General features: G+C 72.8%; 22 protein-coding genes and 3 tRNA genes. 15 read left to right on the plus strand and 10 right to left on the minus strand.

The genetic code is table 11. From position 1 onward, the window contains the following. Nucleotides 1-128 precede the first annotated feature (128 nt). Both IAG44_RS25770 and IAG44_RS25775 read left to right on the plus strand, forming a co-directional pair. A complete protein-coding gene (locus IAG44_RS25770) occupies nucleotides 129-836 on the plus strand; it encodes a YidC/Oxa1 family membrane protein insertase (RefSeq protein WP_187749446.1) in 708 nt (235 codons plus the stop codon). A gap of 149 nt (nucleotides 837-985) precedes the next feature. Then, a complete protein-coding gene (locus IAG44_RS25775; RefSeq protein WP_187749447.1) occupies nucleotides 986-1,843 on the plus strand; it encodes a fumarylacetoacetate hydrolase family protein in 858 nt (285 codons plus the stop codon). Nucleotides 1,844-1,903: 60 nt separating this feature from the next. Here the strand turns inward: IAG44_RS25775 and IAG44_RS25780 are convergent, their stop codons facing one another. Further along, on the minus strand, nucleotides 1,904-2,386 hold the full coding sequence (locus IAG44_RS25780) for a heme-degrading domain-containing protein (protein WP_187749448.1): 483 nt from the start codon (nucleotides 2,384-2,386) through the stop codon (nucleotides 1,904-1,906). Then, nucleotides 2,386-3,465, minus strand: a complete 1,080-nt coding sequence (locus IAG44_RS25785; protein ID WP_187749449.1) for a Gfo/Idh/MocA family protein — start codon at nucleotides 3,463-3,465, stop codon at nucleotides 2,386-2,388. The genes IAG44_RS25780 and IAG44_RS25785 overlap by 1 nt, the downstream gene beginning before the upstream one ends. A gap of 56 nt (nucleotides 3,466-3,521) precedes the next feature. Here IAG44_RS25785 and IAG44_RS25790 point away from each other — a divergent pair, with 56 nt between their 5' ends. From IAG44_RS25790 to IAG44_RS25810, 5 genes are all read left to right on the plus strand, one after another. Further along, complete coding sequence (locus IAG44_RS25790; protein WP_187749450.1) at nucleotides 3,522-4,610, plus strand: ROK family transcriptional regulator; 1,089 nt, start codon at nucleotides 3,522-3,524, stop codon at nucleotides 4,608-4,610. A 327-nt stretch (nucleotides 4,611-4,937) separates the two neighbouring features. After that, the gene (locus IAG44_RS25795; protein ID WP_187749451.1) at nucleotides 4,938-5,837 is read left to right on the plus strand and encodes a hypothetical protein; all 900 of its coding nucleotides are present in this window, start codon (nucleotides 4,938-4,940) and stop codon (nucleotides 5,835-5,837) included. Between the two features lie 274 nt (nucleotides 5,838-6,111). Then, the gene (locus tag IAG44_RS25800) at nucleotides 6,112-6,891 is read left to right on the plus strand and encodes an HAD-IIA family hydrolase (protein WP_187749452.1); all 780 of its coding nucleotides are present in this window, start codon (nucleotides 6,112-6,114) and stop codon (nucleotides 6,889-6,891) included. Nucleotides 6,892-7,032: 141 nt separating this feature from the next. Then, nucleotides 7,033-7,776 carry a hypothetical protein gene (locus IAG44_RS25805; RefSeq protein WP_187749453.1) on the plus strand — a complete coding sequence of 248 codons (744 nt, stop codon included), beginning with the start codon at nucleotides 7,033-7,035 and terminating at the stop codon, nucleotides 7,774-7,776. 3 nt (nucleotides 7,777-7,779) lie between these two features. After that, entirely contained in the window at nucleotides 7,780-8,439 is a 660-nt protein-coding gene (locus IAG44_RS25810; RefSeq protein ID WP_187749454.1) for a class F sortase, read from the plus strand. A 469-nt stretch (nucleotides 8,440-8,908) separates the two neighbouring features. Here the strand turns inward: IAG44_RS25810 and IAG44_RS25815 are convergent, their stop codons facing one another. Together IAG44_RS25815 and IAG44_RS25820 are read right to left on the minus strand one after the other, a co-directional pair. After that, nucleotides 8,909-9,709 carry a GAF and ANTAR domain-containing protein gene (locus IAG44_RS25815; protein ID WP_187749455.1) on the minus strand — a complete coding sequence of 267 codons (801 nt, stop codon included), beginning with the start codon at nucleotides 9,707-9,709 and terminating at the stop codon, nucleotides 8,909-8,911. 123 nt (nucleotides 9,710-9,832) lie between these two features. Continuing rightward, nucleotides 9,833-9,906 (minus strand) — tRNA-Lys (locus IAG44_RS25820). Nucleotides 9,907-10,101: 195 nt separating this feature from the next. Here IAG44_RS25820 and IAG44_RS25825 point away from each other — a divergent pair. The 4 genes from IAG44_RS25825 (at nucleotide 10,102) to IAG44_RS25840 (ending at nucleotide 15,091) form a co-directional block, all read left to right on the plus strand. Further along, nucleotides 10,102-11,406, plus strand: coding sequence for a peptidoglycan-binding protein (locus IAG44_RS25825; RefSeq protein ID WP_187749456.1), 1,305 nt, complete (start codon nucleotides 10,102-10,104; stop codon nucleotides 11,404-11,406). 60 nt (nucleotides 11,407-11,466) lie between these two features. Beyond that, complete coding sequence (locus IAG44_RS25830) at nucleotides 11,467-12,726, plus strand: SPFH domain-containing protein (protein WP_187749457.1); 1,260 nt, start codon at nucleotides 11,467-11,469, stop codon at nucleotides 12,724-12,726. A 114-nt stretch (nucleotides 12,727-12,840) separates the two neighbouring features. Beyond that, a complete protein-coding gene (locus IAG44_RS25835) occupies nucleotides 12,841-13,383 on the plus strand; it encodes a DUF3592 domain-containing protein (RefSeq protein WP_187749458.1) in 543 nt (180 codons plus the stop codon). Between the two features lie 40 nt (nucleotides 13,384-13,423). Further along, nucleotides 13,424-15,091 (plus strand): AMP-binding protein, encoded by a 1,668-nt coding sequence (locus tag IAG44_RS25840; protein WP_187749459.1) that lies wholly within the window; start codon nucleotides 13,424-13,426, stop codon nucleotides 15,089-15,091. Here the strand turns inward: IAG44_RS25840 and IAG44_RS25845 are convergent. The 3 genes from IAG44_RS25845 to IAG44_RS25855 all read right to left on the minus strand — a co-directional run bounded on the left by IAG44_RS25845 (nucleotide 15,057) and on the right by IAG44_RS25855 (nucleotide 17,206). Continuing rightward, nucleotides 15,057-15,130 (minus strand) — tRNA-Lys (locus IAG44_RS25845). The genes IAG44_RS25840 and IAG44_RS25845 overlap by 35 nt on opposite strands. A gap of 105 nt (nucleotides 15,131-15,235) precedes the next feature. Continuing rightward, nucleotides 15,236-15,994 carry an IclR family transcriptional regulator gene (locus IAG44_RS25850; RefSeq protein ID WP_187749460.1) on the minus strand — a complete coding sequence of 253 codons (759 nt, stop codon included), beginning with the start codon at nucleotides 15,992-15,994 and terminating at the stop codon, nucleotides 15,236-15,238. A gap of 264 nt (nucleotides 15,995-16,258) precedes the next feature. Next, a complete protein-coding gene (locus IAG44_RS25855) occupies nucleotides 16,259-17,206 on the minus strand; it encodes a D-2-hydroxyacid dehydrogenase (protein WP_187749461.1) in 948 nt (315 codons plus the stop codon). Between the two features lie 270 nt (nucleotides 17,207-17,476). On the opposite strand from IAG44_RS25855, the gene IAG44_RS25860 reads away from it, so the two are divergent. The 3 genes from IAG44_RS25860 (at nucleotide 17,477) to IAG44_RS25870 (ending at nucleotide 19,874) form a co-directional block, all read left to right on the plus strand. After that, nucleotides 17,477-18,130, plus strand: coding sequence for an aspartate racemase/maleate isomerase family protein (locus tag IAG44_RS25860; protein ID WP_187749462.1), 654 nt, complete (start codon nucleotides 17,477-17,479; stop codon nucleotides 18,128-18,130). A gap of 12 nt (nucleotides 18,131-18,142) precedes the next feature. Continuing rightward, on the plus strand, nucleotides 18,143-18,631 hold the full coding sequence (locus IAG44_RS25865; protein ID WP_187749463.1) for a hypothetical protein: 489 nt from the start codon (nucleotides 18,143-18,145) through the stop codon (nucleotides 18,629-18,631). Nucleotides 18,632-18,791: 160 nt separating this feature from the next. Continuing rightward, entirely contained in the window at nucleotides 18,792-19,874 is a 1,083-nt protein-coding gene (locus IAG44_RS25870; protein ID WP_187749464.1) for an LLM class flavin-dependent oxidoreductase, read from the plus strand. A gap of 740 nt (nucleotides 19,875-20,614) precedes the next feature. Here IAG44_RS25870 and IAG44_RS25875 read toward each other — a convergent pair. Continuing rightward, nucleotides 20,615-22,492: a putative bifunctional diguanylate cyclase/phosphodiesterase gene (locus IAG44_RS25875; RefSeq protein WP_246562090.1), complete on the minus strand. Its 1,878-nt coding sequence runs from the start codon at nucleotides 22,490-22,492 to the stop codon at nucleotides 20,615-20,617. Nucleotides 22,493-22,825: 333 nt separating this feature from the next. Here IAG44_RS25875 and IAG44_RS25880 point away from each other — a divergent pair, with 333 nt between their 5' ends. Then, complete coding sequence (locus IAG44_RS25880) at nucleotides 22,826-24,100, plus strand: M6 family metalloprotease domain-containing protein (RefSeq protein WP_187749466.1); 1,275 nt, start codon at nucleotides 22,826-22,828, stop codon at nucleotides 24,098-24,100. A 109-nt stretch (nucleotides 24,101-24,209) separates the two neighbouring features. Here the strand turns inward: IAG44_RS25880 and IAG44_RS25885 are convergent. Next, a tRNA-Lys gene (locus IAG44_RS25885) sits at nucleotides 24,210-24,283 on the minus strand. An 11-nt stretch (nucleotides 24,284-24,294) separates the two neighbouring features. Continuing rightward, nucleotides 24,295-24,858, minus strand: a complete 564-nt coding sequence (locus IAG44_RS25890) for a bifunctional DNA primase/polymerase (protein WP_187749467.1) — start codon at nucleotides 24,856-24,858, stop codon at nucleotides 24,295-24,297. Nucleotides 24,859-25,005: the final 147 nt, after the last annotated feature.

Raw genomic sequence — 25,005 nt, forward strand, 5'->3', positions numbered from 1 at the left:
AACAACCCCGGCCGCGCACCAGGCCGACCCACCGACCAGCGCCCGCCCGCCCCCGCCCGCCCCGCGCGGAGTCGTCATGCCGCCGCACCACCTCACCCCGGCACGACGAGACCCCCGGAGGGCTCCCCTTGTCCGTCTTCGCGTCCCTGGTAGAGCGGTTCGCCGCCCTGCTCGAACCCCTCTTCCACACCTCCGCGGCCGCCGCCGCGATCATCCTGCTGACCGCGCTCGTACGCCTCCTCGTCCACCCCCTCTCCCGCGCGGCGGCACGCGGCCAGAAAGCGCAGCGGGCGTTGCAGCCGAAGATCGCCGAACTGCGCAAGAAGCACGGGAAGAACCCGGAACGACTCCAGCGCGCGATGCTGGAGCTGCACGCGGCGGAGAAGGTGTCCCCGCTCGCCGGATGCCTGCCGCAGCTGCTCCAACTCCCCGTGTTCTTCGTCCTGTTCTACCTCTTCTCCCGCCCGACGATCGGCGGCGAGACCAACGCCCTGCTCGAACACGACCTGCTGTCCGCGCCGTTGGGCAAGCGGTGGACCGACGCGCTGGGCGACGGCGGGCTGTTCGGGACGGCGGGCCTCGTCTACCTGGCCCTGTTCGCGCTCGTCGCGGTGGTCGCGTGGTTCGGGTACCGGCAGAGCAGGCGCACGATGAGCACGAGCGCGCCGGTGGACCCGGACGGCGCGGTGCCGGGGCTCGGTGCGGTCACCCGGGTGATGCCGTTCATGTCGTTCTTCATGCTGGTCAGTGTCGCCGTCATGCCGCTCGCCGCCGCGCTCTACCTCGTGACCAGCACGGCGTGGGGGACGGCGGAACGGGCGCTGCTCCACAGATGAGCCGAGCGGGCGCGGCGCCCCGCCGACAAACCCGGTCCAGTTCGTGAACCGGGTATTGCGCACGGAACGGCGAGACCGGAGGATCGAGCAGACATCGGATGACTGGGGTCGCCGGGTACGCGTACCGCCAGCGAGGGAGAGGCACGGCCATGAAGCTGCTGCGAGTGGGTACGGCGGGAGCGGAGCGCCCCGCGGCGCTGGATACCGCTGGAGTACTACGGGATCTCTCGGGGATCGTGGACGACGTCGACGGCGCCCTCCTCGCGGACGCGGCGGCCCTGGCACGGGTGAGGGACGCCGTGGCCGGCGGGGAGCTGCCGGTGATCGACGCCGGCGCCGTACGGGTCGGCCCGCCGGTCGGGCGGATCGGGAAGATCGTCTGCATCGGGCTCAACTACCACGACCACGCCCGCGAGACCGGGGCCGAGCCGCCCGCCGAGCCGGTCGTCTTCTTCAAGGCCGCCGACACCGTCGTCGGCCCTTATGACACCGTGCTCGTGCCGCGCAATTCCGTGAAGACCGACTGGGAAGTCGAATTGGCGGTCGTCATCGGCCGTACCGCTCGTTATCTGGAATCCGCCGAGGACGGGCTCGCGCATGTCGGCGGATACGCGGTGGCACACGACGTGTCGGAGCGCGAATTCCAGATCGAGCGCGGCGGGACCTGGGACAAGGGGAAGAACTGCGAGACGTTCAACCCGCTCGGCCCGTGGCTCGTGACCGCCGACGAGGTCCCTGACCCACAGGCCCTCGACCTGCGCCTATGGGTCAACGGCGAGCTGAAGCAGAACGGGACCACGGCCGAGCAGATCTTCCCGGTGGGCGAGGTCGTGCGGTATGTCAGCCACTTCATGACGCTGTATCCCGGGGACGTCATCAATACCGGGACGCCCGCCGGGGTGGCTCTCGGGGAGCCCGAGCCCAAGCCCTATCTCCGTTCCGGCGACGTCGTGGAACTGGAGATCGAAGGGCTCGGGCGACAGCGTCAGGAATTCAAGGACGCCTGAGGGGAGCGAGAATTCGGGGACGCTTGAGAGGAGCGGGAATTCGGAAGGTGCACGGGGAATTCAGCCCTTGCTCAGGAACTCCTCCAGCGCCTCCACCACGAGCTTGTGGTCCTCCAGCTGAGGCAGCCCCGACACCGTCACGGCCCCGACCACCCCCACGCCCTCCACGGTGACCGGGAACGACCCCCCGTGCGCCGCGTACGTGTCCGGATCCAGCCGCGAGGACTCCTCGAAGCTCGTCCCCTTCGCCCTGAACCGCATACCCACCAGGTATGACGCGGACCCGTACCGCTCCACGACCCGGCGCTTGCGGGCGATCCACGCGTCGTTGTCGGGGGACGAGCCGGGCAGGGCGGCATGGAAGAGCTGCTGCCCTGAGCGGTGGATGTCGATCGCCACCGGCGCCTGGCGCTCCCGGGCCAGCTCCACCAGGAGCGAGCCCAGCGCCCAGGCGTCCTCGTGGGTGAACTGCCGGAAGACCAGGCGGCGTTCCTGCGCCTCCAGCTCCGCCAGACTCGGGGTGATCTCGGGGGTGCTCGCCATCACAGGTTCACCGTCGATCCGTCTCGTGCCGAACGGCGGGCCGCCTCCAGGACGTCGAGGGCGGCGGCCGCCTCGACGGCGGAGACCGGGTTCGGCCCGCCGTCGGTCAGTGCCTCGCTGATCGCAGCGTAATAGGCGGGGTAGTCCCCAGGTAGGGTCGGGAAAGCCGTGCCGCCGCCGGTCGCCGGGGACTCCCCGGCGCCGATCCGGCCCCACAGCTCCTCCGGCTCCTCACCCCAGCCGGCCCCCGGCCGCGCGCCCTCGCGCAGCGCCGCCTCCTGCGGGTCGAGCCCGTACTTCACATAGCCCGCCTTCGACCCCAACACCCGGAATCTCGGCCCGAGTTGGGCGGTCGTTGCGGACACGTACAGATGGCTGCGGACGCCGCTCGTGTGCGTCAGCGCGATGAACGTGTCGTCGTCCGTCTCGGCGCCCGGCCGGCGGATGTCCGTCTCGGCGTACACCGACGCGACCGGGCCGAAGAGGACCAGCGCCTGGTCGACGACGTGACTGCCGAGGTCGTACAGCAGACCTCCGATCTCTGTCGGGTCGCCGGACTCGCGCCAGCCGCCCTTCGGCAGCGGACGCCAGCGCTCGAACCGGGACTCGAACCGCCACACGTCTCCGAGTTCACCGTCGGCCAGGAGCTTCTGGAGTGTGCGGAAGTCGTTGTCCCAGCGCCGGTTCTGGAACACGGAGAGCAGCAGGCCGCGCTCCTCGGCGAGGACGGCCAGGGCGCGGGCCTCCTCCGCCGTGCCCGCGATGGGCTTGTCGACGACGACCGGGAGCCCGGCGTCGAGCGCGGCGGTCGCCAGCGGGACGTGCGTCTTGTTCGGGGAGGCGATGACCACCAGGTCCAACTCGCCCGCCCGCACGAGCAGTTCGTCCGGCGTCGCCGCGATCCGGACGTCCGGGTGCGCGGCGCTCGCCTGCGCCTGGCGTTCCGGGTTCGAGGTGACGACCGTGTCGAGGGTCAGGCCCTTCGTCGCGGCGATCAGCGGGGCGTGGAAGACGGAACCCGCGAGGCCGTAGCCGACCAGGCCCACGCGGAGGGGGTTCGCAGCAGCGCCAGTACTCATGGCGTCCACTTTCGCAACGCTGTTGCCAAAGTGCAAGTGCAGGCGAGAATGGGGGCGTGAACAGGACGAACGACCCGGCGCGCACCACCGGCACCAACCTCCTCGCCGTGCGCGGGCACAACACCGCGCTCGTGCTCGACCTGCTGCGCACCGCCGGCGCCGACGGGATCAGCCGGCTCGAACTCGCCGAGCGGACCGGGCTCACCCCGCAGGCCGTCAGCAAGATCACCGCGCGGCTCCGCGAGGACGGGCTCGCGACGGAGGCCGGGTACCGCGCGTCGACCGGGGGCAAGCCGCGCACCGTCCTGCGCCTCGTCCCCGGGGCCGGGCACGCGGTGGGGGTCCACCTCGACCGCGACGAACTACGCGTGGTGCTGGTCCGACTGGACGGGCGGGTGGTCGCCGAACGGCGTACCCCGCTGGACCTCGGGGCGGGTACCTCCGAGGTCGTAGGGGTCGTAGTACGTGAGGTACAGGGGGCGCTCGCGGACGGGGTCGTAGGACTTCTGGGGGTGGGGATCGCCCTTCCGGGTCCGCTGGACCACACGCGCGGGGTGCTCGGCCGGGTCACCGGGTTCCCCGACTGGGACGGCTTTCCCCTACGGGACGTCCTCGCCCGCGCGCTGGACGTCCCGGTCGTCGTCGACAAGGACACCAACGCCGCCGCACTCGGTCTCGCCGTCGCGGGGGAGGGGGACTCGGCGGCCGGTGACGGCGACTCCTTCGCCTACCTCCACCTCGGCACCGGGCTCGGCGCCGGCCTCGTCATCCACGGCACCGTCCACCGGGGCGCGCGCACCGGCGCCGGGGAGTTCGGCCACCAGGTCGTCCTCCTCGACGGCCCCGCCTGCCCCTGCGGCAGGTCCGGCTGCATCGAAGTCCTCTGCCTCACCGCCCTCGCACGGGGCGACCTCGCGGAAGCGGCCCGCGTACTGGGCGTCGGCGCCGCGAACCTCGTCGGCCTGCTCGACATCGACCAGGTCCTCCTGGGCGGGCGCCGGGTGACCCAGACACCGCAGGTGTTCGTGGACGGGGTCTCGGCCGTGGTGGGGGAGGTACCGGTGCGGGTGGCTGACAGCGGGGTGTGGGGGGTCGCGGCAGGGGCGGCCCAGTTGCTGCTGGGGGCTGTGTTCGGGAGGGGGTAGGGGATGTGGCTCGGGTGAGGTACGGGGCTGACGGGGGCGGGGGGCGTGGCTCTGGAGGTGCACGGGGCTGACGGGACGGGGAGGGCCGTAGCTCTGGAGATGTACGGGGCTGACGGGGGTGGTGAGGGCCGTAGCTCGCAAGGTGTACGGGGTTGAGGGGGAGTAGGAGCGCGTAGCTCCGGAGATGTACGGGGCCCGCCAAGCCGCCGCGCCTCGCGGGCGCACGCGCATCATGTGTACGTCGTATGAGCTGAACGAGCGGACTCGCGACCGGCCCCGGAGCGGCGGACCGGCGAACCGCTCCCCCTGCGGCAGGCTCACGTGACCATGCGACCCTGCCCGTCCCTCGCCCGCCGACTAGCCGGGTCCGTCCTCGGCCCCGCCCTCCTCTGCGCCCCCACCTTCCTCGCCACCCCCGCCGCAGCCCTCGCCCTGGACCCTGGAGCCCTGCCCGCGCGGCCGGCGGAGGTGCCCGCCTGCGCGACCCCCGGCACCCGGGACTTCCCGCTCACCGCCCGACTACGAGGTGGACCTGAGAGCTACGAGGCCGGCGGCGGACACGGGGTCTGGTACCTGGACCTCGTGAACACCACCGGCCGGGACTGCACGGGCGTTCACCCCGTGGTCGTACTGGTCGACAGCCAGCGGGAGCTGAGGGCGGACCAGGTCCGGCTGGACTTCTACGAGGGCCGACACCTCCACGCGGTCCACTTCGAGGAGACCGACGCGGACGAACTGGTCGGCCCGTTCGGCGAGGACGCGGGGAGCGCCGAGGACGCCGGAGGCACCGGCCACGCCGATCACACAGAAGGCACCGGCACCGCCGAGCCCCCACAACCCCCCGGCACCCCCGCGGACGGCACAGCCGGCACCCCCGCCGCCAACCCCCCGTTCACCGGCTTCTCCGTCCCCGCCCACCGCACCCTCACCGTGAAACTCCGCCTCGCCCTCACCACCTCCGCCGCCGCGAACGACGTCACCGCTCACGCGGCCGTCGTCCAGCGGCAGGGGGACGACGGCGAATGGGTCGGCCAGTCCAACCCCTACCGGTTCACCGTCGAGGCGGCGGCCGACTCCGACACCGCGCAGGAGACGGGCCCCTCCACCGAGGGGGCCCACGAACTCGCCAGTACGGGTCTCGGACCGGCCGTGGCAAGCGCGGCGGTCATCGCGGGCGGCCTCCTGGTGGCGGGCGCGGGCCTGGTGGCCGCGAGCAGACGGCGCTGACGAGAAGACCGTCCACCGCGATCCCCTACCTCCCCGGAGGTACGCCCACCCGTACCGCGCCCCGGAGGTACGCGTACCCGTACCTCTCCGGTACCCACGCCCGTACCTCCCCGGCACTACGGGCCCGCCCCTACCCCCGAAGTACCCCCCACCCGACCCACCCCGCAGCCCCCAGGAAATCCACCCATTCCCTCAAGATCCGACCTGTGCTTAGTCTGGGCCCCACGACGCGCTCACAGCGCGTTCGCGTACGGCACGGCAGGAGACCCCGCACATGGCAGACCGCAAGCCCATCGAGTCGTGGCTCACCGACATGGACGGTGTGCTGATTCACGAGGGCGTCCCGATCCCGGGGGCCGACGCGTTCCTGAAGAAGCTCCGCGATTCGGGCAAGCCGTTCCTGGTGCTGACGAACAACTCGATCTACACCCCTCGTGACCTGCACGCCAGGCTCCAGCGCATGGGCCTGGACGTCCCGGTGGACAACATCTGGACGTCGGCGCTGGCGACCGCGAAGTTCCTGGACGACCAGCGTCCGAACGGCACGGCGTACGTGATCGGCGAGGCCGGGCTGACGACCGCGCTGCACGACATCGGGTACGTCCTGACCGACCACGAGCCGGACTACGTCGTCCTCGGCGAGACCCGGACGTATTCCTTCGAGGCGATGACGAAGGCGGTCCGCCTGATCAACGACGGCGCCCGTTTCATCTGCACCAACCCGGATGAGACCGGTCCCTCCACAGAGGGACCCCTGCCCGCGACCGGCGCCGTGGCCGCGCTGATCACGAAGGCGACCGGCAAGCAGCCCTACTTCGCGGGCAAGCCGAACCCCCTGATGATGCGGACCGGGCTCAACGCGATCGGCGCGCACTCCGAGAGCAGCGCGATGATCGGCGACCGGATGGACACGGACGTCCTCGCCGGCATCGAGGCGGGCATGCAGACGTACCTGGTGCTGACCGGCCTGACCCGGCCCGAGCAGGTGGAGAACTTCCCGTACCGCCCGTCGAAGGTCGTCGACTCGATCGCCGACCTCGTCGAGCGGATCTGAGGCGGCCCGCGCACCCGCCCCAGCCCGCGCACCCGCCCCGGCCCACCCCGCGAACCCCCACCCGTACGGAGTAGCCCACCCCTACTGAGGGTGCACGAGCCGGACCCGTGGGGGAGCCTCCAGATACCTGGAGGTTTCACGATGGGTTCACCCCGCTTCACACTCCGCACCGGAGTCCTGGCCGCCACCTTCCTGCTCGCCCCGGCGACGCACATGGCGCACCCGGCGTACGCGGCGCACCCGCCGTACGCGGCCCCCGCGGCGGACGGCGGCCGGGGCGTCTCGGTGATCCCGTCGACACCGACGGCCGGCGGCGAGATCGCGCTCAAGGTCAGCGGCTGCACCGGAAAGACGGCGAAAGCGGTCTCCGCCGCCTTCGTCGCGGACGCCCGCCTGATCGGCACGGACGGCACCCTCGCCGGCGAGACGAAGATCCGCACGACGGCCGAGCCGGGCGCCTACGACGTGACGATCACCTGCGCGGACGTCGAGGTCAGAGGCAAGGTCACGGTCGCGGGCCGGGGCGCGACCCCGCACGCCACCCCGGTCGCCCCGGTCCAGGCGGGCGGCGGCGGGGCGGCGGACCGACTCGCGGCCCGGACGGAGCAGCGGGTGGACGACGAGGCGCGGGCCCACCCTCTGACCCAGGGTCACCCCCTACCTCAGGGGGGCTACTCCCCGGCTCAGGGCCACCCCCTGGCCCAACCCCGAGCCACACCCCCTAGTACCTCCCACGCAGTCACCGGCCTCACCCTCGCGGGCCTCGCCGCCCTCGCGGTCCTCGCCCTGCGCGGAGTCCTCCGCAGACGCGGCACCAGAACCCCCGGCCCCGCCCTCGGCCCGGCCCCAGGCCCCGGCACCACCCCCGGCCCCGGAACGGACTGACCCGTGTCCGACCACACCCCCTCCCACGGCCGCCTCCTCACCGGCGTCACCTGGGCGGTCCTGCTCCTCGGCCTCTGGCTGTGGGGCCGCGAAGTCACCGAGGTCCGCCACGGCATATCCACGCCGACGACCGGAGACGTGGCCGCCGTCGGCCGCCCCGAGGACAGTCAACTCCCGCCCGCCGCAACCCCGTTGGGGGCAGCACCCCCGCAGCGCATCGACATCCCCGAACTCGGCGTCCAGGCCCCCGTCGTCGCCCGCGGCCTCGACGCGCGCGGCGCGATCGACCCCCCGCCCTACGACCAGGCGGGCGTCGTCGGCTGGTACGCGGCCGGCGCCACCCCGGGCGCGCGCGGCACCGCGCTGCTCGTCGGCCACGTGGACACGGAGACCCGCCCCGCCGTCTTCTACAAGCTCAGCACGGTGAGGGCGGGCGAGACGGTACGGGTGATGCGCGGCGACGGAAAGGTCGCCGAGTTCACGGTGGACGACGTCCAGGTCGTCCGGCGCGACCGCTTCGACGCCCGACAGGCGTACGGGCCGAGGGAACCGGGCCGGGCCGAGCTGCGGCTGATCACGTGCGGCGGCACCTTCGACCGGGCCAGCCGCAGCTACACGGCGAACGTGATCGTCTCGGCGTACCTCACGGGCACGGGCCCCTGAACGGCGTACCTCGCCGGAGCCACACCCTCGCCGGCCGTCCCTCTCAGGTAGGGGCGGATCCCCACACGGGCCTACCTCGCAGGTACAGGCGGCCCCCTCTACGCGTCCCTACGGCCTACCCCGCCAGTACAGGCGGACCCCCATCCGGCGTACCCCCCAGGTGCAACCCCCGCTCCGCGACCCGCGCGGACGCACCTGCCCCGGTCGGCGGCCCGCTCCCCCGAAACCGCCGACCGGGCAGGTCCTCGACCGCGCGCGCACGGGCTGCGGGAGAAACCCGGCGACCGGCGCGGGAGGCGTGGGAAACCTCGGTGGGTGATGACCGGCCGGGGGCTGGGGCCGTTCGAGCAGACTAACTGAGCCGGGGCGCGGTGTTGTAGAGCCCGGGAGCCCGCGGTTCCGAGAAGACTGTAGAACGGGTCGGACCCCTTGGCCTAGGCCCATTTGGCGCCAAGTCCCCGCCTCGTGACTATCCGTCATCCCCGCAGGTGTCACGCCAGGTGTGCGGCGGTCCGAGCGGCGGACGGGTCTCGGGGTGGATGCCCAACTCCGCGTCGTCCAGGGTCTGTTCGACGACGGAGCGGGCCACCGCGTCCAGCGGCAGCCGGTTGCGCCGGGCGTAGGTGCGCAGAATCTCGAAGGCTTCGTCGATGTCGAGGGACTGCCTTTCGGCCAGGATCCCCTTCGCCTGCTCGATCCGCACCCGACTGGTCAGCGCGTGCTGCAACTGCTCGGAGCGGGTGCGGAACCCGTCGTGGGCGCGGTGGTTGTCTAGGCCGAGCGCGGCGGCGTCGGCGAGTGACTGCGCCGTCGCGACCGGGCCCGAACTGCCCTCGCCCGGTGGCTGGTTCGGGTAGAGGGCGGTGAGGGCGCCGAGGGGTTCGCCGTGCCGTCGTAAGGGCACGGCGAACGCCGCGGTGATGCCGTGTCGCAGCGCGCAGGCCGTGAACTGCGGCCAGCGGGCGGCCACTTCGGGATCGCGCAGGAACCGGGGCGGCACCGGGCGGCCGGTGCGGTGGCTGTCCGGGCAGGGTCCGCCGGTGCGCTGGGACTCCAGCAGCGCGGGCGCGAGCCGGCCGCTCCCGGCGAGCGTGACGGTCCTGCCGTCGTCGTCGATCAGCATGATGCCGACGGCCCTGGCGGCTAGCAGTTCCGCGCCCCGGTCGCAGACCCGCCGCAGATGCGCGGCGGTGTCGAAGCCGTCCGTCAGGGTGTCGGCGGCCTCCAGCAGCGCCGCCGCCAACCGGCTTTCCCGGGTGGTGTGTTGCATGCCCGCGCTCCCTCTTCCGCCCCCCTATGGCGCGGCACCTACCCCGGTGGGAGAGGGCGTAACAGCAATCCCTCGACGAACAAGGAGAAGCCCCCCGATCACTCGGAGGGCTTCTCTCGTCTGTGCGCCGCCAGGGACTCGAACCCCGGACCCGCTGATTAAGAGTCAGCTGCTCTAACCAACTGAGCTAGCGGCGCCTGCTGACGTCGTAACTCTACAGGATGACCAGGGGTGGTTCCGACCAGCCGAACGGCCGTCCGAACGGCGCGGGGGGTACCCGTACGTCTCGGGTACATCATTCGGACCGTCAACATGCGCGTCCGGGCGACAGTTGAGAAAGTGGCATATGTGTATAGCAGTGGATATTCCCGGCGGAGTGTGAGGGGCGTCTCATGGAGACTCCGGTATTCGAGGAGATCGATCCCGCGAGCGACTGCGACTGCGCCGGGTGCGTACGACGGCGGCTGAGCGGACACGGGTCCGGATCCGGGGGCGGCGGCCGCCCGGCGCTCGCCGTCACCCCCCGCGCGGTGATCGTCGTGGCCACCGCGTCGGCCGCCACCGCGGCCCTCGGCGCCGCCCACGCGGCCCCCGCCCTCCCCGCGCCCCACAGCACCGGCCGTGCCGTTCCCGCAGGTGACGATCCCGAGACCCCCCAGGGCGGCGCGGCCCCGCTGCACGGACCGCCCGGCCGCCCGGCCACCCCGGTCAAGACGCCGGCCACCACCCGCGCCGACATCATCAAGCGGGCGAAGACGTGGGTCACCGCGAAAGTGCCGTACAGCATGACCGCGTACTGGACGGACGGCTACCGGCAGGACTGCTCCGGGTTCGTCTCCATGGCCTGGAACCTCCCCGGCAACGAGTGGACGGGCACCCTCGGCCGCTACGGCACCAAGATCGCCAAGGATGACCTCCAGCCCGGCGACATCCTCCTGTTCCACAACCCGGTCGACCCCCAGAAGGGGTCCCACGTGGTGATCTTCGGCGGCTGGACGGACTACACCCACAGCTACTACATCGCCTACGAACAGACCCGCCCCGGCACCCGCCGCCAGGCCACCCCCTACGCCTACTGGACCCACTCCGACCGGTACGTCGCCTACCGCTACACCGGAGTGGCTACGGGTACTACGGGTGTCCCGGGTGCCCAGCCCGACGAGACGACGCCCTTCCCCGGCCGCGCCTACTTCGGCCCCGGCGCGAACAACGCCCACGTCACCCTGCTCGGCAAGATGCTCGTCGAGCGCGGGGCGAAACGTTTCTATGCGACGGGACCCGGACCCCGCTGGTCCGACGCCGACCGGCGCGCCACCCAGGCGTTCCAGCGCGCCCAGGGCTGGAAGGGCACCGACGCGGACGGTATCCCCGGCCCCGACACCTGGACGCTCCTGGTCACCGGCAAGGGCCGCGACATCGTCACCGGCACCCCGGGCCCGCCCGCCCCCGCGCCCGCCGCCCCCGCCTTCCCCGGCCGCGCCCACTTCCGGCCTGGCGCCGAGAACCCGTACGTCACCCGGCTGGGCGAACAGCTCGTACGCAAGGGGTACGGGAGGTACTACGGGACCGGCCCCACCCCCCGCTGGAGCGACGCCGACCGGCGTGCCGTCGAGGCGTTCCAGCGTGCCCAGGGCTGGCGGGGCGCCGCCGCCGACGGCTACCCGGGGCCCGAGACCTGGAGGCGCCTCTTCTCCTGACCTTGTCGTGGCGCAACTCAGTGAAACGTGACGCATCTGGCGCGGAGGCTGGAGGCAGGCATGAGCAGTACGACCCCACCACAGACGACAGGCTCCGGGGGCCCGGCACAGGAACGCCCGGAGGGGACGCCCGAGACGGCACCCCGCCCCACGCGCCTCATCCAGAACGAGGCCACCACCGAGATCCCCGTACACCTCCTCTTCCGGGACGACCCCGAACCGGGCTCCCCGGTACCCGTGGACCCGGCGACGGCGGCCCGTACCCACGCCGGTGTCCTCGGCCGGCCCCTGAGCGGTGCTCCCCGTAGTACTCACGGGGGAGAACCGGGCCTCCCCCCGCACACCCCCAATCACCCCCGTAGTACCCAAGGACCACACCAACCGCAGACCCCCCGCCTCAGACGCCCCGGCCAGGGCACCCCCCGCCCCGCCGCCCAGGTCGACCCCGCCCTGGTGGAGCGCCCCGCGCGGGTCCTCCCCGGCGCCGCCGGTGTCCTCGCCGGGACCTGCGGCGCCGCCGGCTGCGTCGCCACCTCCTGGTGGGCCGGCGTCCTCCCGGCCCTCGCGGCCGACGCGCTGCACCTCCCCGCCCACGCCGGTGCCGGCCTCGGCCCCGTGCAGTGGGCCGCGTACGCCGGGGCCGGGGCGCTCGGGCTGTTCGGGTTCGGCGGGCTGGCCCGGGGGCGGACCGGGCGGGCCTGGGTGCTGGGGCTGTTCGGCCGCTACCGGGGCACGGTCCGGCGCACCGGCCTCCTGTGGGTCAACCCCCTGCTGCTGCGCCGCCGCGTCGACGTCCGGCTGCGGCACTGGCGCAGCGAGCCGATGCCGGCCGCCGACGGCAGCGGGGTCGCGCTGCGGGCCGTCGTCCTCGTCGTGTGGCGGGTGCGCGACACCGCGCGGGCCACGCTCGGTGTCGAGGACCACGAGACCTACCTGCGCGAATGCGTCGAGGCGGCGCTCGCGCGCGTGCCGGTGGAGATGCCGGGGGCGGGGCGCGGCCCGGTCGAGACGGCCGGGGACGCGCTGACGCGGCTGGTCGCGTCGGACGCGGGTGCCATCGGACTTGAGGTGTACTCCGTCCAGCCGGTCCGCGTCGAGTACGCCCCCGAGGTCGCCGCCGCGATGCACCGCCGCCGGATCGCCGCGCTCGACGCCCAGCACCGCGCCTCCGTCCTCACCTCGGTCGTCGACTCGGTGGAGGACACCGTCACCCGGCTCACCATGCGGGGACTGGTCGAACTCGACGACTACGAGCGCAAGGCGCTGGTGAAGGACCTCACCGTCGCGTTCTGCGCGGGGCGGGGCGAGAGCGGGGGCTGAAACTCTGAGCTTCCCCTGAGACAACCCGTAGTACCGCAGGGGTACGTTCCCGGCACGGCACACGCGCACCGACCGGCGCACCAGTGCCCTGACCGGGACACCGGGGGAACCGCCATGGACGTCCTCTTCTACCTCGCTCCGTCCGCCATCCTCGCCGGCGTCGTGGGCATGGCCGTCGTCGTGATCCGCCGCTCCCGGCGGATCGCCGGCGCCTGGAACAGCGGTCTCACCGCCGAGGCCCGCTGTCTGCGCACGTACACGACGACCGGCGGCATGGCCGGCGAGCACCATCACACCCGTACGACCCTGCACCACGTCTACGAGTTCACGACCCGCGACGGCCGCCCCGTCCGCTTCGAGGAGGCGAACGGCCCGGGGACGGTGATCGAGGGCGACTTCGTCACCGTCCACTACCCCCCGGAGCACCCCGAGCGGGCGACCGCGCTGCCGCCCATGCGGGGGCGCCTCCTGGCGGAGTCCGGCTTCCTGCTCGTCTTCCTCGGGGTCGTCGCCGCGTTCTGCGTCGTCTTCATGATTGGTGTGCACTCCTTCTTCGACCTGACGGACGGCGTCTTCGGCGGCGGCACGGGCGACGTCCCCGCAGACGTCCCCGCCGACCTGCCCGACGGCTTCCCGGCCGACTTCCCCACGCCCTGACCATCCTCATCTGACGGTTCGTCAACTACCGTGCGCTGCCATGGAGTACACGACCGTCGCCGAACTCGTCGCCCAGGGCCGGGACGACCACCGCCCGGCCCTGTGGTGGCGGGACACCGTCCTCACCCACCACCAGCTCGCGCGCGAAGCCGCCACCAGGGCCGCCCTGTTGACCGCGCTCCTCCCGTCGGACGTGCCACCCCACCTGGGCGTACTCCTCGACAACACACCGGAGTTCGTCCACTGGCTCTCGGCCGCCGCCCTCGCGCGCGCCGCCGTCGCCGGCATCAACCCGACCCATCGGGGCCCCGACCTCGCCCGCGACATCCTCCACACCGACTGCGCGATCCTGGTCACCGAACCGGCCCAACTCCCGCTCCTGCGCGGCCTGGACCTCCCCGGTGTCCGCCTCCTGGTCACCGGCACACCCGAATACGACGAACTCCTCGCCCGATTTCCGGCGCAGGAACCCGAGTTGAGCGCCGTCACCCCCGCCGACCGCCTCCTCCTCTACTTCACCTCCGGTTCGACCGGAGCCCCCAAGGCCGCGATCTGCACACAGGGGCGCCTCGCGGCGGCCGGGCACCGGCTGGCCGAGCAGTTCGCGGTTCGGCGCGACGACGTCCACTACCTGTGCATGCCGATGTTCCACGGCAACGCCGTCTTGGCCGGCTGGGCCCCCGCCCTCGTCGCCCGCGCCGGCGTCGCCCTGCGCTCCCGCTTCTCCGCCTCCGGCTTCCTGGACGACGTGCGCCGCTACGGAGCCACGTACTTCACGTACGTCGGAAGAGCCATCCAGTACGTCCTGGCCACACCGCCCCGCCCCGGTGAGGACCGCGACCACCGCCTCAGGCTCGGGTTCGGCACCGAGGCGGGCGCGGTGGACGCGACGGCGTTCGAGCGGCGGTTCGGGACGCGGCTGGTGGAGGGGTACGGCTCCAGCGAGGGCGGCGCGGCGATCCAGTGGGCGCCCGGCACCCCCGCCGGGGCGGTCGGGCCGGCGGTGCCCGGACTGGTCGTCCGGGATCAGCGGACGTCGGCCGAGTGCCCTGCGGCGCGCTTCGGGCCGTCCGGGGAACTCCTCAACGGCGCCGAGGCGATAGGGGAGTTGGTCAACCACGGCGCCAGCCCCTTCGAGGGGTACTGGCGCAACCCCGCCGCCGAGGCCGAGCGCCGGCACGACGGGGCGTACTGGACGGGCGACCTCTTCTACCGCGACGCGGACGGCTACCTGTACTTCGCCGGACGCGGGGACGACCGGATCCGGGTGGACGGGGAGAACCTGGCGGCGGCGCTGATCGAGAACATCCTCGCGCGCTACCCGGGCGCCGAGGCCGTCGCCGTGTACGCGGTGCCGGACCCGGTGACCGGGGACCAGGTCATGGCGGCGATCGCCGGGACCTTCGAGCCGGCGGGGTTCGCCGCGTTCCTGCGCGCGCAGCCCGACCTCGGGACCAAGATGGCGCCCCGGTTCGTCCGCGTCCTGGAGCGGATGCCGGTCACCGCGACGAACAAGATCCAGCGGGCCCGGCTGCGGAAGGAGGGGGTGGAGTGCGGGGACCCGGTGTGGTGGCGGCCGGGGACGGAGCTGTCGTACCGGCGTCTTACGGGTATGACAGGGGAGCCCCGTCATACCGAAGGGCCCCTCACCGAAGTGAAGGGCCCTTCCGATGTGCGCCGCCAGGGACTCGAACCCCGGACCCGCTGATTAAGAGTCAGCTGCTCTAACCAACTGAGCTAGCGGCGCTTGACTCTCGCCGGGTTTGTGCTGCTTTCTCCCGGCGACAGAGAAAATACTACCTGGTCCGAAGGGGTGCTCCTGACCACGGCCGGACGGCCCTCGCGCCGCCCCTCAGATCGCCATCGACAACAGCACCGGCGCCGCATGCCGGTGCAACCGGTCCGCCGCCTGCCGCAGCCGGTGCGCGTGCTCGACCGGCAGCGACAGCGCGAGGCACCCCACGGACGACCCGTCGTTGATCGGCACGGCCGCGCAGACCGTACCCACGGCGTACTCCTGGAGGTCGAGTACCGGAGTACTAGGGGGCTGCGCCTCCAGCCGGGACAGGAGCAGCTTGTCGCTGGTGATCGTGCGCGACGTGAGGCGGGCCAGCTTGTGCCGGGAGAGATGGTCCCGGCGCCCGTCGCGGTCGAGCTGCCCCAGCAGGCTCTTGCCGATCGCCGTCGCGTGCGCGGAGTGACGGAAGTCCACCCACTCGTGCACCACGGGAGTGGTAGGCCCGTCGGCGTACTGGTCGACCCTGATCTCGCCGTCGACGTACCGGCTGATGTAGACCGCCGCGCCGACCGAGTCCCGCAGCCGGTCGAGGGTGTGCTGGAGTTTTTCGCGCAGGGCGCCCTCGCGGTCGTGCGCGGAACCGAGGCGGGTGAACGTCGCGCCGGTGACGTACGCCCCGTCGGCCGTCCGCTCGACGTAGCCCTCGCTGCGCAGCATCCGCAGCAGCGGGACCAGCCGGCGGTCGCCGAGGCCGGTGCGGCGGGCGAGCGCGGTGTCCGTGACGCCGTCGGAGTGCCCGGCGATGGTCTCCAGGACGCGCAACGCCTCCCGCGCGGAGTGGTACGGCGTGGTCGGCTCGTGCTTCAGCGCCACGGTTTTCCCCCTGCGGTCGCTTTCAGGCCGTGATCCGGGTGGCGGATCTCCTCCACGATAACCGCCAACCACCGGATACGGAGGGGGTGTTGACGAGATCGTGGGGCGACCGTAGGGCCTCCCACGTGCGGCAATGAGCGGATGGCATATGCCCGCGACATGATCCGGAGCCCGGACCTGCGGGGTTGGCGTGCACACGCCTGGCAACCGGGCGCCCACACCGCGTCCACCGAGCGGAAATATCTACGGCACGGGCGGCGGGTGTCAGTAGCCGGGGACGTACCCGCGGGCCTTGTCCACCACGTTCACCAGGCGTCTTCCGGCCTCCCACCGCTCCCACAGCTCCACGAACTGCGCGGCCAGCCGGTCGTGCCGCCCCACGAACGCGCCGCTCGCGCGCGGCGTCACGAGCAGGTCCGGCACGTCCCACAGCGGGCTGCCCGGCGCGAGCGGCTGCCGCGCGGTGACGTCGAGCGCCGCCCCCGCGATCCACCGCCGGCGCAGCGCCCCGGCCAGGGCCTCCTCGTCGACCAGCTCGCCCCGGGCCACGTTCACGAACCGCGCGGACGGCAGCATCACCCCGAACCGGCGCGCGTCGAACATGCCGCGCGTGGCCTCGGTGAGCGGCGCCGCCGCGACGACCCACTCGGCGCGCGCGAGCAGCCGGTCCAGGTCCCCGGGGCCGTGGACACCGGTCCGCGCCACCCGCCCCACCAGCGCCACCCCCACCCCGACCGCCTTCAGCGCCCGCGCGACGGTACGCCCCACCGGCCCCGTCCCGACCACCACGGCCCGGGTGCCCCCTACCCGTAGTACTTCCCGGTGACGCCACTCCCGCGCCCGCTGCGCCTCCCACGCCGCCGGCAGCCCCTTCGCCATCGCCAGGACCAGCGCGACGACGTACTCCGCCACCGCCTCCTCGAAGACCCCGCGCGCGTTCGTCACGACCGCGTCGGACGCGGCGAGGCCCAGCCCCAGCACCCGGTCCACGGGGACGCCCGCCACGTGCACCCACGCCGGCCGCGCCCCCGCCCCGGCCCACCGCTCCCGTACGACGTCGGCGGCGGTGTCCCACACCAGCAGCACGTCGGCCTCCGGCAGGCGCGCGGGGAGGCCGGCCGCGTCGGTGTGCACGATGCGGGCGCGGCCGGTCAGACGGCCCAGACGGGGGAGGGGGTCGGCGTCGAGGACCAGGAGGGTGGGGGCGGGCATAGCACCTCGTGACCTGGCTCGTGCCGGTGGGTGGGAACACGCTGGCACCACCGCCGGATGGCGTCAACAGGGCCGTACGGATGGCTGCGGGAGAAGAGGGGCGGGGGTGGGCGCGGTACGGGGTACCCGGCGGAGAAAGACATCCCGGACGGGACGGCCGACCCCTACGGGTCGTACGGGGCCGACGCGCCGCACGCGAAGCCGTCGCGCACGGACGTCACCCGACGCACGCCGTACCTCTCAGGTCGTACAAGGAAGGGTCACCCCACCATGACCGCACTCGGACTGCTCGTCCCCGGTGAATCCGCCGAGGACGACTACCCCTGCGTCGAACAGCTCCTCGGCAGCGACATCAGGATCGACCTGATCCGCGCCGACCCGGCCGCCGACTCACCCGAGCGGCTGTCCGCGCGCACGGAGGAACTGCGGCTCGCCGGCGCCGAGTCCGTCGTGTGGGCGAGCGTCACCGCCTCCGTCACCGCCGGCTGGCAGGGGGCGAACGGGCAGGTCAGGGTGTTGGCGCGGACGGCGGGACTGCCGGCGTCGTCCACCGCGTTCGGGTTCGTCAACGCGGCCCGCGAACTCGGGGTGACCCGCGTCGCCGTGGTGAGCGCGCACGTGGACGCCGGACTCGCGGGCTTCCTCCGGGACGGCGGGGTCGGCGTCGTCAGCACGGCCCCCCTCGGCGACGACCTGCTCGCCTCCGCCCACCCCGCCGCGCAACCGGACGCGCAGGCACTGCTGCTCCCGGACACCTCCCTGCGCACGATCGCCGAGATCCCCGCGCTCGAACGCCACCTCGGCAAACCCGTCCTCACCGCCCACCAGGTCACCGTCTGGGAGGCCCTGCGTCTGACCGAACGACGCGTCAACGCACCGAGGTTGGGCACCCTCTTCACACGGGAACCGATCGTGCAGGCGTGAACGGGGGGCCGGGTGCGGGCGGAAACAGTCACAGCCGTCGCGGCGACGGCCATCGCACTCGGCTCCCTGTGGATCAGCCGCGACCAGGCCCGCGCGTCCCGCGAACACAACCGCCGCTCACTCCGCCCCATCCTGCGGATCCGCCGCGTCCGCGACCGCGACACGGGCCGCACCGGCTACTACCTGACCAACGCCGGCCTCGGCCCCGCGGTCGTCACCCGCACGGTGGTCCACTGGGACGGCCGCCCCGTCGGCGAGTGGAAGCGCCCGGCGTGGGACCTGATGTTCGCCGACGACGAGCGGGTGCAGAAGTTCGCGTTCCGGCGCGGGGACGTCCTGGTGGCGGGTGAGACGGTCTTTCTGGTGCTGTACGAGACCGACGACGTCGAACAGCTCGTCCGCTTCCACGACCGCATCAAGGCCCGGCTGGTGATCGACGTCCACTACGAGTCGGTCTACGGGGGTGAGGGGTTCGTCGCGTCCTCAGGGGGACGCGACTGAAGTATCAGTAGGGGCCGACCCTTGAGTACTACGGGTCGCACCCAAGCCCCTCCGGAGTACTACGGGTACCCCTCCGGAAATAAGCGGAGCGGGAATAAACGGAGACTGCCTCCCGTTGTTTCGCGATGGTCAGTCGACGACGCGACGCAGGAGGCAATCGGTGGACGAGATCCGCGGCACGGTTCAGGGCGAGGCGCCCGTACCCCTCTCCGTACTGGACCTGGTGACCGTCGGCAGCGGACGCACCGCGAGTGACGCCCTGCGGACGAGTGTGGAGCTGGCCAGGTACACCGAACGGCGCGGGTTCCACCGGTACTGGGTCGCCGAGCACCACTCGATGCCGGGCGTCGCCTCCTCTTCGCCCGCCGTGATCCTGGCCCACCTCGCCGCCCACACCGACCGCATCCGGCTCGGTTCCGGCGGCGTCATGCTCCCCAACCACGCGCCCCTCGTCATCGCCGAACAGTTCGGCACCCTGGAAGCGCTCGCCCCGAACCGCGTCGACCTCGGCCTCGGCCGCGCGCCGGGCACGGACGGGGCGACCGCGGCGGCCCTGCGCCGCACCGACCGTCTGCACGAGGGGGCGGACGACTTCCCCGAGCAACTGTCCGAGCTGACCCGTTTCCTCGACGACGACTTCCCCGACGGCCACCCGTACTCCCGTATCCACGCCATCCCCGGCCCCGTCCAGGGCACCGCGCCCGGCGGCGTCCAGTCCGCCCACCGCCCGCCGATCTGGCTCCTCGGCTCCTCCGGCTTCAGCGCCCGCCTCGCCGGTGTCCTCGGACTCCCCTTCGCCTTCGCGCACCACTTCTCGGCGCAGAACACGGTCCCCGCGCTCGACCTCTACCGCGAGTCCTTCAAGCCCTCCGCCGTCCTGGACGCCCCCTACGCCCTCATCGGCGTCTCCGTCCTCGCCACCGACGACCCCGCCGAGGCCCGCCGCCAACTCCTCGCCACCGGCCTCAACATGGTCCGCCTCCGCACCGGCCGCCCCGGCCTCTTCCCCTCCCCCGAGGAGGCCGAGGCCCACCAACTCACCGACATGGAGCGCGACTTCATCAACTCCTGGAACGCCAACATCATTCACGGCCAGGCCGACGAGGTCCGCGCGGGCCTCGACGACCTCCACAAGCGCACCGGCGCCGACGAGATGATGCTGACGAGCCACGCGCACCGGGGCGAACTGCGCGTGCGCTCGTACGAGTTGATCGCGGACGCGTACGGACTGCCGACGGCGTGAGACGGCCGGGGCCGGCGCCGGGGAAGAGCCGCCACACGGCGTGACACATGACCCCGGCAACGGCCCCCCGCCCGGTCGCGGAGTGTGACCCCCCGCCCACTCCCCAACCACCGCCTGCGCTCCGTGGGTTGTGAGATGCGCACGGCGTGATCCGGCACGTACAGGGACAGTTGGCCGAATCCCGCCCACCGGCCCCACCTCCCCACGCCCCGCCCGCCCCCGGCAACCGCCCCAGCCACCCCGACCACCACCCGAACCCCGCCGACATCCCGCCCTGCCCCTGAAACCCCCGCCCCCGCGCCCCCAACTCCCGCCGCCGCCCCGCGACATGACCCGGCGGATCGAGTCGCCGGATCGAGTCGGCGCCGATGCCGACGACCGAGGCCGCCGGTCGTGCCGTCAACGACCTCGCGCGCCTCCTCGCCGAACTGCCTGAGACCACCTGGCTCCCACCCCTGCCCACGGCCCAATGCGCCCACGGCCAAGCCACTTTCCCCGGCCGGAACCCCCTGCCGACGCCCCGGAACACCCCACCCCGCGGCCCGAACCACCCACGCCCGGACCCGAGTCGGCCCCACCACGCCGGCCCCGAACCGCACCCCCAACCCTCGGCCCGAACCGCACCCCCAACCCTCGGCCCGAGCCGGCCACACCGCCCCAGCTCGAACCACCCCCACCCCGGCCCGAGTTGACCCCGTCACCTCAGCCCGAACCGCCACCCCCCCACCCCGCTCCACCCCCTAAGGCCGCCCCACAGCCCGCCCCCGAACCTCCCCGTTCCCCCCGTGCCCCTCCGCCCCGCCCACATGCAACTCCGCGATCCGCTCGGCGGACACGGGCCGCGAGTACAGCCACCCCTGCCCCGTGTCGCACCCGATCCGCCGCAACCGGGCCGCCTGCGACGCGGTCTCGACGCACTCCGCGGTGACGGTCAGCCCCAGCCGGTGGGCGAGGTCGATCATGGCCTCGACGACGACCTCGTCGGCGGGATTGGGCGGCGCGCCGGACCCGTCGTACTGGAAGCCGCGCACGAAGGACCCGTCCAGCTTCAGCACCGACACCGGCAGCCGGCTGAGGTAGGCGAGGTTGGAGTACCCGGTGCCGAAGTCGTCGATGGCGATGCGCACGCCCATGTCGCTGAGCGCCTGGAGCGCCTGGAGCGGACGCCCGGCGGACCCCATGACCGCGGACTCGGTCAGCTCCAACTGCAGCAGCCCCGGCGCCAGTTCGGTCTCCGCCAGGATCTCCGCGACGTCCGCGACGAGGTCGGAGTCCCACACCTGCCGGACGGCGACGTTGACGCTGACGAACAGCGGCGTCTCGTCGGGATGGTCCAACTGCCAGCGGCGCGCCTGCCGGCAGGCCGTCGCGAGGACCCAGCGGCCGAGCGGCACGATGGAGCCGTCCTCCTCGGCGAGACCGACGAACCGATTCGGCGGCAGGAGGCCGAAACGCGGATGGTCCCAGCGCACCAACGCCTCGACGCCGCGCAGCCGTCCGTCGGACATGCCGACCAACGGCTGGTACTCCAGCACGAATTCACCCCGCTCGATGGCGGGACGCAGGGTGGACGCGAGAGCTTGACGGGTCATCAGGTGCGCGTTGCGCTCGGGGTCGAACAGCGTCCACCGGGACTTCCCGTCGACCTTGGCCCAGTACAGCGTCGTGTCCGCCGCCTGGACGAGCCCCGTCGCCGTCGTCCCCGCCGCGTGCCGTTCGACGACGCCGATGGACGCGGTGACGTTCAGCCGCTGGCCGTCCAGATCGAACGGCGCCTGAAGGGACTTGAGCACCGCCTCGGCCAGCTCGGCGAGTTGGTCCGTGCCCGTGGAGTCCGCGACGAGCAGCGCGAACTCGTCGCCGCCGAGCCGCGCGACGAGCGGAGCCGCCGCTCTGGCCCGACCCGCTTCCTCCGCACAGGAGTTGAGGCGGTCGGCGACGGCGGCGAGCAGCCGGTCGCCCACCCGGTGGCCGAGCGTGTCGTTGACGGCCTTGAAGCCGTCGAGGTCGAGATAGCACAGCCCGATGCGCCCGGTCCCGCCCCGCTCGTACGCCTCGGGCTCCAGCGCGGCCGACAACCGCTCGAAGAACAGGGCCCTGTTGGGCAGCCGCGTCACCGGATCGTGCATCTGGAGATGGCGCAGCCGCGCCTGGAGTTCGCGCCGCGCGCTGATGTCGGCGACCGAGAGCAGCACCCCGGGCGTGTCGCCGCCCAGGGGCGACACGGTCACCCGCGCCCAGACGGCCCGCCCGACGGGCTGCTTGATCCGCCGCGCGCACCGCAGCCTGGTCTGCCGGCCGTGCAGCACCTCGCGGTAGGAGTGCCAGGTGCGCGCGTCGGACGCGAGGTCGAGGAGATCGGCGGCGACCCGCCCGACCAGCAGCCCGGGGTCGGCCCCCAGGATCTCCCCGAAGGCCGCGTTGACGGCGGTGATCAGCCCGTCCCGGCTCACGACGGCCATGGCCAGCGGGGACGTGGCGAAGGCCGCCTGGTAGGGGGACGGGCCGAGGGCGCCGTTCAGCCCTCGGGCACCATCCGATGCCAAAGTGTCACTCTCTGTAACGGCGGACCGGTCGAGGTCTGCCGCGGGCGTCGGCCCTTCGGACGTTCCGCTCACCGCTCGCTCCCGCAGTGCACTCGATCTCTGTCCGCGCAGGAAAGTGTCAGGAAAGTGTGCCGATCATAGAGGCTGGGCCCGGACCACCGCAGCCACTGCCAAGTGTCCATGACCTACCCACTCTTCTGACAGATCGTTTCTGCCCGCAGCCGGACCGGTTCTGCGGACCTAGGACCACATGTGACGTTCCGTGAGCGATCCGGGGTGTCGAGGGTCGCCCCGTTCGTCGTACCACTCACTCGTCCGGGGCAGACAAACAAGACGTGGTATGACAAACACGTACAGGGTGGGTGGAGGTGTCCCTAGAACCCCCCCCCGCCCCCGGAGGTCATCGTGCCGCGTCCGCTCCCGCGCCCCCGACTGCGCACAACGGCGGCCATCGGCACCACGCTCTGCGCGCTCGCCGCGACCTCCCTCGCGGGCGTCCCCTCGGTGGCCGAACCTTTCTCCACCGCGCCCTGCGCCCTCACCCGCACCACCGCGCACCACTCCGAGGGCCTGGACACCTGGAACGCCGCCTACCCGCGCCCGGCGCGCGCCCTCGACGCGGTGATGGTCTTCCTCTCCTTCCCCGACAGCCGCCCCCGCACCACCCCCGCCGAACTCGCCGCCGACCACTTCCCGGCCACCTCCGACTTCTTCCGCCGCGCCTCCTACGGCCGCTTCACCCTGCGCGCCCACCCCCTCAAGCGCTGGCTGCGCATGCCGAAACCTTCCACCTCGTACGCCATGCGGCGCGACTGGAACGCCGAGCACCGCGCCGCCTACCTGCGCGACGCGCTCGCGGCCGCCGACCCGCGCGTCGACTTCGCGCGCTACGACGTCGTCTACTTCGTCGCCGACCCGGACGCGCCCGGCGTCGACTCCGACGCCACCAAGGTCGTCAACCTGGACGTGCCGCTGCGCGCGGACGGCGCCGCGATCCGGCGTGTCGTCACCGTCTTCGAGCAGCACCCGCCCGACCGGCTGGTCCTCGCCCACGAGACCGGCCACGTCTTCGACCTCCCCGACCTCTACCACCGGCCCGCCGACGGCAAGGGTGACTGGGACACGTACGTCGGCGACTGGGACCTGATGGGGAGTCAATTCGGCCTCGCGCCGGACCTGTTCGGCTGGCACAAGTGGAAACTCGGGTGGCTCGAACCCCGCCAGGTGGTCTGCGTACGGGACTCCGGGACGACCCGCCTCACCCTGGAACCGCTGGGCGCGGGCCCCGGTGTCCCTGTCACCCGCGCCTCCGGCTCGCCGGCGTTCGGCCTCGGCAACGGCACGAAACTCGCCGTCGTCCGCACCGGCACGGGCAGCGCGCTCGCCTTCGAGGCGCGCGGGCCCGTCGGCGACGACACGGCCGCCTGCCGGGCCGGGGTCCTCGTCTACCGGGTGCGCAGCACGGCCGACTCCGGGCACGGCCCCGTCGAGGTGGTCGACGCGCACCCGCACAGCGAGGCGTGCTGGGAGCGCTCCGTCTACCCGCCGCTCGCGGACGCGCCCGTGGGGGCGGGGGAGAGCTTCACCGTGCCGGCCGTGCAGGGGGAGCGGGCGGTACGGGTGGAGGCGGAGGGGCGGACGGCTTCGGGGGCGTGGACGGTGAAGATCACGCCCCGGTGATACCCGTAGTACTTGCGGCTCCCTCAGGGGCGACCCGTAGTACTTGAGGCCCCTCAAAAAGGGGACATGCGAAAGGCCCCCCGCTTCCGCGAGGGGCCTTTACGTCAAGTGCGCCGCCAGGGACTCGAACCCCGGACCCGCTGATTAAGAGTCAGCTGCTCTAACCAACTGAGCTAGCGGCGCCTGCTGACGTCCTAGACCTTAGCACCCTGATCGGGGACCGGCGAAATCGATAACCGCACGGTCGCGCGCGCCGCCCGTACGGCCGCCCACAGCAGCACCTCCGGCCCCGGCAACCAGGGATGACGCGTGTCCGGAGCGACCAGCCAGCGGGCGCCCGGCGGGGTCTCGCCGCTCACCGGAGGGACGGTGACGGCGTCGCCGGGGCCGTGGCACAGCAGCGGCGGCAGACACGCCGTCCGGCTCCCGTCGCTGCCCCACTCCTCCCAGGACAGCAGCGACGGCAGCCGCTGAGCCGTCCCAGGAGCCGCGAACAGCAGCATCCGGTCCCGGAACACCGCCACCGGCCCCGTGCCCTCCCCCTCGCCCCACAGGCGGTCCAGCATCCGCCGCCCGAACACCACCGCCGTGCTCACGACGTCGAACACCGCGCCGCACGACAGCACGACCGGCGCGTCCGGCCGTTCCTCCCAGAAGGCCAGCAGGCTGCGCGGATGCGCCCCCGCGGAGGCCAGCCACGCCGCGCCGTCGGCGGTGACCCCGCCGATCTCCCCGCATTCGTCCCAAGAACCGCTCATGGGACAAAGATCTACCGGGGGTGAGCGAAAGATCCCGGAGAGTTGCGGGAAACCGGGACGGACGGGTGGTGAGGGAGGTATCTTGCCCGCCTGGCATATGCCGGGGGGCGCATGCGGGGCGCGCGGTGGGGGCGTGGGGAGGTGACG

It is taken from the genome of Streptomyces roseirectus, from assembly GCF_014489635.1.
In the GTDB taxonomy this organism is placed as follows: Bacteria; Actinomycetota; Actinomycetes; order Streptomycetales; family Streptomycetaceae; genus Streptomyces; species Streptomyces roseirectus.

What these genes read in the sequence shown, in the direction of transcription:
- IAG44_RS25775 (WP_187749447.1), top strand. Translation starts at nt 986, where the DNA reads ATGAAGCTGCTGCGAGTGGGTACGGCGGGAGCGGAGCGCCCCGCGGCG.
- IAG44_RS25780 (WP_187749448.1), bottom strand. Translation starts at nt 2,386, where the DNA reads ATGGCGAGCACCCCCGAGATCACCCCGAGTCTGGCGGAGCTGGAGGCG.
- IAG44_RS25785 (WP_187749449.1), bottom strand. Translation starts at nt 3,465, where the DNA reads ATGAGTACTGGCGCTGCTGCGAACCCCCTCCGCGTGGGCCTGGTCGGC.
- IAG44_RS25795 (WP_187749451.1), top strand. Translation starts at nt 4,938, where the DNA reads ATGCGACCCTGCCCGTCCCTCGCCCGCCGACTAGCCGGGTCCGTCCTC.
- IAG44_RS25800 (WP_187749452.1), top strand. Translation starts at nt 6,112, where the DNA reads ATGGCAGACCGCAAGCCCATCGAGTCGTGGCTCACCGACATGGACGGT.
- IAG44_RS25805 (WP_187749453.1), top strand. Translation starts at nt 7,033, where the DNA reads ATGGGTTCACCCCGCTTCACACTCCGCACCGGAGTCCTGGCCGCCACC.
- IAG44_RS25815 (WP_187749455.1), bottom strand. Translation starts at nt 9,709, where the DNA reads ATGCAACACACCACCCGGGAAAGCCGGTTGGCGGCGGCGCTGCTGGAG.
- IAG44_RS25825 (WP_187749456.1), top strand. Translation starts at nt 10,102, where the DNA reads ATGGAGACTCCGGTATTCGAGGAGATCGATCCCGCGAGCGACTGCGAC.
- IAG44_RS25830 (WP_187749457.1), top strand. Translation starts at nt 11,467, where the DNA reads ATGAGCAGTACGACCCCACCACAGACGACAGGCTCCGGGGGCCCGGCA.
- IAG44_RS25835 (WP_187749458.1), top strand. Translation starts at nt 12,841, where the DNA reads ATGGACGTCCTCTTCTACCTCGCTCCGTCCGCCATCCTCGCCGGCGTC.
- IAG44_RS25840 (WP_187749459.1), top strand. Translation starts at nt 13,424, where the DNA reads ATGGAGTACACGACCGTCGCCGAACTCGTCGCCCAGGGCCGGGACGAC.
- IAG44_RS25855 (WP_187749461.1), bottom strand. Translation starts at nt 17,206, where the DNA reads ATGCCCGCCCCCACCCTCCTGGTCCTCGACGCCGACCCCCTCCCCCGT.
- IAG44_RS25860 (WP_187749462.1), top strand. Translation starts at nt 17,477, where the DNA reads ATGACCGCACTCGGACTGCTCGTCCCCGGTGAATCCGCCGAGGACGAC.
- IAG44_RS25890 (WP_187749467.1), bottom strand. Translation starts at nt 24,858, where the DNA reads ATGAGCGGTTCTTGGGACGAATGCGGGGAGATCGGCGGGGTCACCGCC.